Here is an 8,064-nt window from a genome sequence, read left to right as displayed (position 1 = left end):
CTAACCCCTAATCCCTTAAATAAAAATGGCAGACCAAAACAAAACCGTCTTCCGTAACCGCATTGTCGATAAAGGTCAGTTGAAGCGTCTGATTGAATGGTCGTTTACCAACTACGGCACCGCTAAAACAGCGCAAATGGCTGACAAACTCAAAGATTTGGGATTTCGTTACGCCACCAAAGCAGGAGTTTCTATTTCTGTAGACGACCTGCAAGTACCCGATAGCAAACAGCAATTGCTGGAAGCAGCCGAAGAAGAAATTCGCCTCACAGAACAACGCTACACCCGTGGGGAAATCACAGAAGTAGAACGCTTCCAAAAAGTAATCGACACCTGGAACAGCACCAGCGAAGCCCTGAAAGACGAGGTTGTCCGCAATTTCCGCAAAAACAACCCCCTCAACTCCGTCTATATGATGGCCTTCTCTGGAGCCAGGGGCAATATCTCCCAAGTGCGCCAGCTGGTGGGAATGCGCGGATTGATGGCCGACCCCCAAGGGGAAATCATCGACTTGCCCATCAAAACTAACTTCCGGGAAGGTTTGACAGTCACCGAATACATCATTTCTTCCTACGGTGCGAGAAAGGGATTGGTAGATACGGCACTGCGAACGGCAGATTCCGGATACCTGACCAGACGACTCGTAGACGTTGCCCAAGATGTGATTATCCGGGAAATCGACTGCGGCACCACCAGAGGCATCACCATGCGATCGATGACCGATGGCGATCGCATCCTCATCCCCCTGAAGGATAGACTCCTGGGTCGGATGCTCGCCCAAGACGTCACCCACCCCAAAACCGGCATCATCATCGCCCGTCGCAACGAACCCATCAGCAACGAACTGGCTGAGAAAATTGCCAAAGCAGGAGTGGAAGAACTCGTATTGCGATCGCCCCTCACCTGCGAAGCCGCTCGTTCTGTTTGTCAGCACTGTTACGCTTGGAGTCTCGCCCACGCCTCGATGGTAGATTTGGGCGAAGCGGTGGGGATTATCGCCGCCCAATCGATCGGCGAACCGGGAACTCAGCTGACCATGAGAACCTTCCACACCGGAGGCGTATTCACCGGGGAAGTAGCCCGACAAGTGCGATCGACACAAGAAGGAGTTGTCCGTTACGAGAAAGGATTGCGAACGAGGGCTTTTAGAACCAGACATGGCGAAGAAGCCCAAATCGCCGAAACCAATGGCGAACTGGTCATCACCCCAAAAGACAAAACCCTAGAACGCACGATCGTTCCCGTCACCCAAGGTTCCATTATCTTGGTACTGGATGCCACCACAATTCCCAGCAATCAAATTCTGGCCGAAGTACCCATAGCCGGTCGTAACGTGCGCCGCGCCACAGAAAAAGCAGTCAAAGATGTAGCTTCCGACTTAGCCGGCGAAGTTCTGTTTGCCGATTTGGTACCGGAAGAAAAGACCGATCGTCAAGGCAACACCACCCGCATCGCCCAACGCGGCGGCTTAGTTTGGATACTTTCCGGCGAAGTTTACAACCTTCCCCCAGGGGCAGAACCGGTAGTCAAAAACGCAAGCGAAGTCAAACCCGGTAGCGTCCTGGCAGAAACCAAATTAATCACCGAACACGGCGGCGTCGTGCGATTGCCCCAAGAAAGCAAAACTTCCTCATCTGGTGGAAGAGAAATCGAAATCATCACCGCGTCCGTACTGCTGGATACCAGCCTGGTGCGGATTGAAAGTTACCAAGGGCGCGACCACTACTTGATCGAAACCACCAGCGGTCAATCATTCTCGCTCAAAGCCACACCGGGAACCAAAGTCCAAAACAACCAAGTCGTAGCAGAACTGATCGACGATCGCTACCGCACCCAAACAGGCGGCATCATCAAATACGCCGGCGTAGATGTAGCCAAACGCGGCAAAGCCAAACAAGGATACGAAGTCGTCAAAGGCGGCACCCTGTTGTGGATACCCGAAGAAACCCACGAAGTTAACAAAGATATCTCCCTGCTGCTAGTGGAAGACGGTCAATTCGTCGAAGCCGGTACCGAAGTCGTCAAAGACATCTTTTGCAGCGTCTCCGGCGTAGTCGAAGTCGTCCAGAAAAACGACATCCTGCGGGAAATCGCGATCAAGCCAGGAGACCTGCATACGATCGAAGACCCAGAAGAAATCATCCCCGAAACCGGCAGCCTAGCTTCTCCCGGCCAAGAAGTCGTACCGGGACTGCAAGTCAACGATCTGCGTTACATCGAATACATCGAAACGCCAGAAGGTCCAGCACTATTGCTGCGCCCGATCGTCGAATACACCATCCCCGACCAACCCTCTGTCCCCGCCCAACGCGGCAGCCAAAGCGAAACCCAAGACAGCGGTACTCAGCTAGAACTGCGAGCCGTCCAGCGGCTTCCTTATAAAGATGGCGAACGAGTCAAATCTGTAGAAGGCTTAGAACTGCTTCGCACGCAATTAGTCCTGGAAATAGGCAAAGAAGCACCGCAACTAGCCGCAGATATCGAACTTGTCCCCGACAAAGAAAACCCAGAAATATGGCGACTGCAACTGGTAATTCTGGAATCTCTGGTGATCCGTCGCGATGTCGCCGCCGACGCCACCCAAGGCAGCACTAACACCCGCTTGCTCGTCACCGACGGTCAGCAAATCCCCCCCGGTGCAGTGGTCGCTCGCACAGAAATTCAATGTAAAGAAGCAGGTCTTGTCCGGGGTATCCGGGAAGGAGCGGAAGCAATTCGGCGGGTGCTGGTAGTCCGCAATGCCGACTTAGTTCAAGTAGACACACAAAACCAAAAACCCAGCGTCAAAACAGGCGACCTGCTCGTAGCGGGTAGTCCGATCGCCCCCGGCATCCGCGCATCGGAATCCGGCCAAGTAGTAGAAGTAACCGATACCCACATCGTCCTGCGAATCGCCCGTCCCTACCGCGTATCCACAGGAGCCGTACTGCATATCGATGATGGCGACCTCGTACAGCGGGGCGACAACCTGGTACTACTGGTGTTCGAGCGCACCAAAACAGGTGACATTATCCAGGGGTTGCCTCGGATTGAAGAACTTCTGGAAGCTCGCAAACCTAAAGAAGCCTGCATACTTTCTCGCCGTCCGGGTGTTGTCCAACTGGTGTATAACGAAGACGAGCCTACGGAAATCAAAGTCATAGAACATGATGGCGTGGTGGGTTCCTATCCCATTGGGCCGGGACAAAACTTGATCGTCTCTGACGGTCAAGAAGTCAAAGCAGGCGAACCGCTGACCGATGGCCCAGCGAATCCCCACGAAATTCTGGAAATCTTCTTCGAGTTGAATCGCGAACAAACAGGCATTTACGAAGCGGCGCTGACGAGTTTGCGAGCTACCCAAACGTTCCTTGTTAACGAAGTCCAATCTGTATACCAATCGCAAGGAATTGACATCTCCGACAAACATATCGAAGTGATCGTCCGCCAAATGACTTCCAAAGTCCGTATAGACGATGGCGGCGATACCACCATGCTTCCCGGAGAATTAGTGGAATTGCGTCAAGTCGAGCAAGTCAACGAAGCTATGTCTATCACCGGAGGCGCACCCGCCCAGTACACCCCCGTGTTGCTGGGGATTACCAAAGCTTCCCTCAACACGGATAGCTTCATCTCCGCTGCCAGCTTCCAAGAAACTACTCGCGTTCTTACAGAAGCAGCGATCGAAGGTAAATCTGACTGGCTGCGCGGACTCAAGGAAAATGTCATCATCGGTCGCTTGATTCCCGCAGGTACGGGATTCAATGCCTATGAAGAAATGAGTGTAGCAGATGTGGACTTGTCTTACGACGGCAGCGGTGTCCTCGATGACGAACCGGGAGAAGTTATTTTAGACGATCGCACCGCTCGCGTTTACCGCGTAGAATCGGCTTTGGATTCGATTTCACCCTTGAACGGGGAAACAACTTCGCAAAATCTGCGCTCCAATGGCTCATCAGGTTACGGCTCATACGGCTCTAACTTTTCTTCCTCTATTCTTGAAGAAGATGATGAACTTATCGGTAGCGATTTAGATGACGAAGACGAAGATGAAGATGACGAGGACGACGAAGACGATATGGATTAGGGCTTAAAAAGTCAAAAGTCAAAAACAAGAGGAAGAGGCACAAAGGGAAAGCTAGAGCGAGGAGAGATCTGATAGTAGCAAGGAATTCCTAGTTTTGACTTTTGACTTTTGGCTCCCCCTAACCCGGACGCCCTCTCTTACCTATCTCCTAGCTAAGATTGCAGTTCGCCTGTCCGCACTGATAGCTGCAAGGTTTCAGAGCCACGTCGGACAACGAGATTCAATACCTGACCTACACGGGAAGATTCAACTATATTTTGCAAAGTTTCCGCACTGGTAACGGGAGTGCCATCAATTTCCACGATCGCATCTCCTTTGCGAAGACCTCCTCTAGCAGCTGGTGTGTTAGGCAAAACTTTCATCACAAGTACACCTTTCACCTCTGGGATGGTGAAAGGTGTATTTGGATCGTCATTATTTTGCTTCGCCAACTCCGGTGTTAGCGTAATCATTTGAACTCCTATATAAGGGTGAGGGACTTTTTGACCCCGTGCGAGAACAACGCTAATTTCTTTTGCTTTGTTAATCGGAATGGCAAAGCCAATGCCCATTGCATCGGCGCGAATGGCGGTGTTAATTCCAATTACCTCTCCATACTCGTTTAACAGCGGGCCACCAGAATTACCGGGATTGATTGCTGCGTCAGTTTGAATAAAATCCAATCGTTTATCCGGAACGCCAACTTCTGTGGAAGAGCGATGCAGAGTGCTGACAATTCCTAAAGTGACAGTATTGTCAAGCCCTAAAGGATTGCCGACTGCGATCGCCCAATCTCCTACCTGCACCTGTGATGAATCGCCTAGCGATGCTACGGGTAAATCTCTATCCCGAGCATCAATCTTGACTACAGCTAAGTCGGTTATTTCGTCAACACCGCGTACTTGTCCTTCTAAGGAGCGCCCATCCTTCAGCCTCACCATCACTTTATCGGCTTGGTTAACTACGTGGGCATTGGTAAGAATGATGCCGCCTTTGTCGATGATGAACCCGGAACCTTGGCCGCGCAGCAGTTCTTGTCTGGGCTGTGCGGTGAAATCTTCTCCAAAGAAACGCCGGAAAAATGGATCGTCAAAAAACGGATCTAAGCGCCTGCTAACCGTGCGCTCTGTATCGATTCTGACCACGGCTGGGCCTACCCGATTCACTGCTGCGGTTACAAAACTGTTACTTTGCTTTGTTTGAGGAACCTTTAGCCCAATGCTTTGCTCTGGGGGAAGAGCTGAATTTATACTTGCCTTGGGGCTTGCTTGAGAGGGTAGGACTGCGATCGCGCCCGAGATCAGAACTGCCCCTAAAAAAGTGGCAAGTCCATAACGAGCGATCTTACCCAAAAGGTGATAGATTTTTTCACTCTGCATAGCTTGATTTTTTGGCTCCGCTGTGCTAATGAAGTTTTTCCGTTTGTGTAGAAAGGATGATATCTAAAATTATTTTTACAGTTCAGGGGCTGTCAGTTGCTGCCAAAATGCAGCGATAAATTATATTTGCTGTTTTGTAAGTTAGGATCTTGATTACGGCTGTTCCACGACTTAAGGATGATTGGATCTAAAGACGAAATTTTATATACGGAGAAAGAAAAACTTTCTCCCCGATGTGATGAAGCAAGCAAAGATGATGCGCGTCATATCCATACCCATCATTCTCATGAGGAAGGACATTCCACTCATTCTCACGTTCACTCGGAAGAGTCGCTGCGCCGGGTAGTTAACCGTTTGTCTCGTATTGAAGGACATGTGCGAGGCATTAAGAATATGGTACAGGAGAGTAAACCCTGTCCTGATGTGCTGGTGCAGATTGCCGCAGTCCGGGGTGCTTTAGATCGGGTAGCGAGAATGATTCTCGACGAACATTTAACCGAGTGTATTGCCCGCGCTGCTAAAGAAGGGAATATTGAGGTGGAAATTGAAGAGTTAAAGGCTGCTTTGGATCGGTTTTTGCCGTAACAAAATTTTTGTGAAACGATCCTGAAAGCTGACGCCAAGAGAGAAAAAAGAGAATAGGTAGATGCACCCTGATAATTTTAAACCCCCGCCTCACAAGGGTTGGGGGTTTTTTGTTGGCGGATGCGATCGTACCGACACCCTAAAATTTTTGTCAAACGATCCTGAAAGCTAACGCCAAGAGAGAAAAAAGAGAATAGGTAGATGCACCCTGATAATTTAAACCCCCGCCTCACAAGGGTTGGGGGTTTTTTGTTGGCGGATGCGATCGCTACTTTTGCCAAAAAGATCGGTAATTTATCCTGATGCTTACTACCACTACCAGAAAAGAGAAGATGAATGCACCCTGATAATTCAAACCCCCACCTCACAAAGGTGGGGATTTTTTTTTATCTATGGCACGGTCTGAAATTCCTGACAAATTTATCCTGATTGTTTTAGCAATCAAAGAAACAAGAGAATAGGTAGATGCACCCTGATAATTTAACCCCCCAACTCGCAAAGATGGGGGGATTTTTGTTACTCACTGCGATGTTCAATTTTCTGCTGCTTGTAGTTCTTCTTGCAGGATGATTTGATAAATTTTGGGCAAATGTTTAGACATCGAATTAGTTTCTATTCCATATCCTAGACTTGTCCAAGTGCCGGAAAGTAACCGCAAAACTCGATCTAATTTGCCGCCTCGCAACTGTTTGGCAATATCAACTCCCCAAACTTGACGATCGCTTAACCAAGCATAAACTACCGCATCCTGATATTCCGGTTCAAAACTGTAGCCAGTCCAAAATAGCATCCGTTCCGGCTTGGGATGATATTGCCGCACTAATTTATACCAAGTACGGTTGAGCATTTGGTATCGACCTGCCGCAGTGCTACAATTTCCTACATTGGGGCCTGTAACAATTGTGACACATTGATTGGGATGGCGGCTGAGATCGCTAACCTGCTGACCGCCATAAATGACCGAGTAAGGGTGCGGTACATTCGACTCGCTGGCGGAAATTGTTCGCATCAAGGCGCGAATGTACGGGTCGCCTCCTTTCATCACTAGGGGTACTGTGCCGTATAGGCCAGAAGAAGAATCACGCTGCGATCGCTTCTCTGGAGAACTTTGGCACATTTGCAACAAAAAGATCAACCCAACAGCAGCAATACTGCCGAAGAGCGCACGCCTCAAGAATAAATCCGTCAACCTTACTTGTGGCAAACGCTTCCGCCTTTGCGGTGCTAAGGTTTTGGGTATAGGCTGAGGCGATGACCCTTTAGGCATACGCTGACGCGATCGCTGAATCAAATTTGACACTCCTTACCTTTGCGTGCCATTCGATTAAGCCACACTAGCAAATAGCTCCTGCCAGTTTTTTGGGGCGGCTTCTGGCTTAGCAACAACTTCGACAATTTTATCGCGAGCGTCTGGTTGAAATAGTGCTTCAACACACACTTGTGCTACTTTAGTGCGGGGGATACGGCCATCAAATAGGGTGTCTGCGGCAGACATCACAACCGAGTCAGGATTTTCGTCATTCAGCAGACCGCCCGGTCGCACTATTGTATAAGTTAAGCCGCTTTTCTGGAGATATTCCTCGGCTTGTTTCTTCCACACTAAAATTAACCAGAACAGGTTGAGAGGATGGAATAGTTGGGAGGTACACAAAGAAGTAACTAAGACAAAATGCTCGATTCCCTTAGCTTTGGCAGCATCCACCAAATTTTTGGTGCCTTCGCAATCCACTTTGTATGGCCCTGTCGGATCGAAGCTGGGACTTGCACCTGTGGCACACAGCAGAACAGTGCTATCCCCGATGGCGGTATTGAGCGTCTCTGGCTGGAGGACATCGCCTACGACTAATTCAGCCGATGCGGGTAAAATGTCTCTGGCTTTATCGATGTCTCGCACTAAAGCCCGGACGGGAATATTGCGATCGACAAGTTCTTTGACAATCCGGCGACCTGTTTGACCTGTTGCCCCTGCTACAAATGTTTTCATTTCTCAAGCTATCTTAGGTAAATGTGGACTTATTTAACGAGACACTCAACTTTTATTTACATTGTATGAAT

5 protein-coding genes are annotated in these 8,064 nt (G+C 49.5%); 2 read left to right on the top strand and 3 right to left on the bottom strand.

Translation table 11 applies throughout. The features are described from left to right. Positions 1–25: 25 nt before the first annotated feature. Complete coding sequence (locus tag H6G03_RS22265; RefSeq protein ID WP_190468627.1) at positions 26–4,066, top strand: DNA-directed RNA polymerase subunit beta'; 4,041 nt, start codon at positions 26–28, stop codon at positions 4,064–4,066. A gap of 152 nt (positions 4,067–4,218) precedes the next feature. Here the strand turns inward: H6G03_RS22265 and H6G03_RS22260 are convergent, their stop codons facing one another. Then, positions 4,219–5,424, bottom strand: a complete 1,206-nt coding sequence (locus H6G03_RS22260) for an HhoA/HhoB/HtrA family serine endopeptidase (protein WP_190468625.1) — start codon at positions 5,422–5,424, stop codon at positions 4,219–4,221. A 177-nt stretch (positions 5,425–5,601) separates the two neighbouring features. Here H6G03_RS22260 and H6G03_RS22255 point away from each other — a divergent pair, with 177 nt between their 5' ends. Further along, on the top strand, positions 5,602–6,009 hold the full coding sequence (locus tag H6G03_RS22255) for a metal-sensing transcriptional repressor (RefSeq protein WP_190468622.1): 408 nt from the start codon (positions 5,602–5,604) through the stop codon (positions 6,007–6,009). A gap of 532 nt (positions 6,010–6,541) precedes the next feature. Here H6G03_RS22255 and H6G03_RS22250 read toward each other — a convergent pair. After that, a complete protein-coding gene (locus H6G03_RS22250; protein ID WP_242056916.1) occupies positions 6,542–7,126 on the bottom strand; it encodes a glycoside hydrolase family 24 protein in 585 nt (194 codons plus the stop codon). A gap of 207 nt (positions 7,127–7,333) precedes the next feature. Then, a complete protein-coding gene (locus H6G03_RS22245) occupies positions 7,334–7,993 on the bottom strand; it encodes an SDR family oxidoreductase (protein WP_190468619.1) in 660 nt (219 codons plus the stop codon). Between the last annotated feature and the right edge of the window lie 71 nt (positions 7,994–8,064).

It is taken from the genome of Aerosakkonema funiforme FACHB-1375, from assembly GCF_014696265.1.
Taxonomy (GTDB): Bacteria; Cyanobacteriota; Cyanobacteriia; order Cyanobacteriales; family Aerosakkonemataceae; genus Aerosakkonema; species Aerosakkonema funiforme_A.
This window is presented reverse-complemented; position numbering and strand designations above follow the sequence as displayed.

What these genes read in the sequence shown, in the direction of transcription:
- H6G03_RS22265 (WP_190468627.1), top strand. Translation starts at nt 26, where the DNA reads ATGGCAGACCAAAACAAAACCGTCTTCCGTAACCGCATTGTCGATAAA.
- H6G03_RS22260 (WP_190468625.1), bottom strand. Translation starts at nt 5,424, where the DNA reads ATGCAGAGTGAAAAAATCTATCACCTTTTGGGTAAGATCGCTCGTTAT.
- H6G03_RS22255 (WP_190468622.1), top strand. Translation starts at nt 5,602, where the DNA reads ATGATTGGATCTAAAGACGAAATTTTATATACGGAGAAAGAAAAACTT.
- H6G03_RS22250 (WP_242056916.1), bottom strand. Translation starts at nt 7,126, where the DNA reads ATGTGCCAAAGTTCTCCAGAGAAGCGATCGCAGCGTGATTCTTCTTCT.
- H6G03_RS22245 (WP_190468619.1), bottom strand. Translation starts at nt 7,993, where the DNA reads ATGAAAACATTTGTAGCAGGGGCAACAGGTCAAACAGGTCGCCGGATT.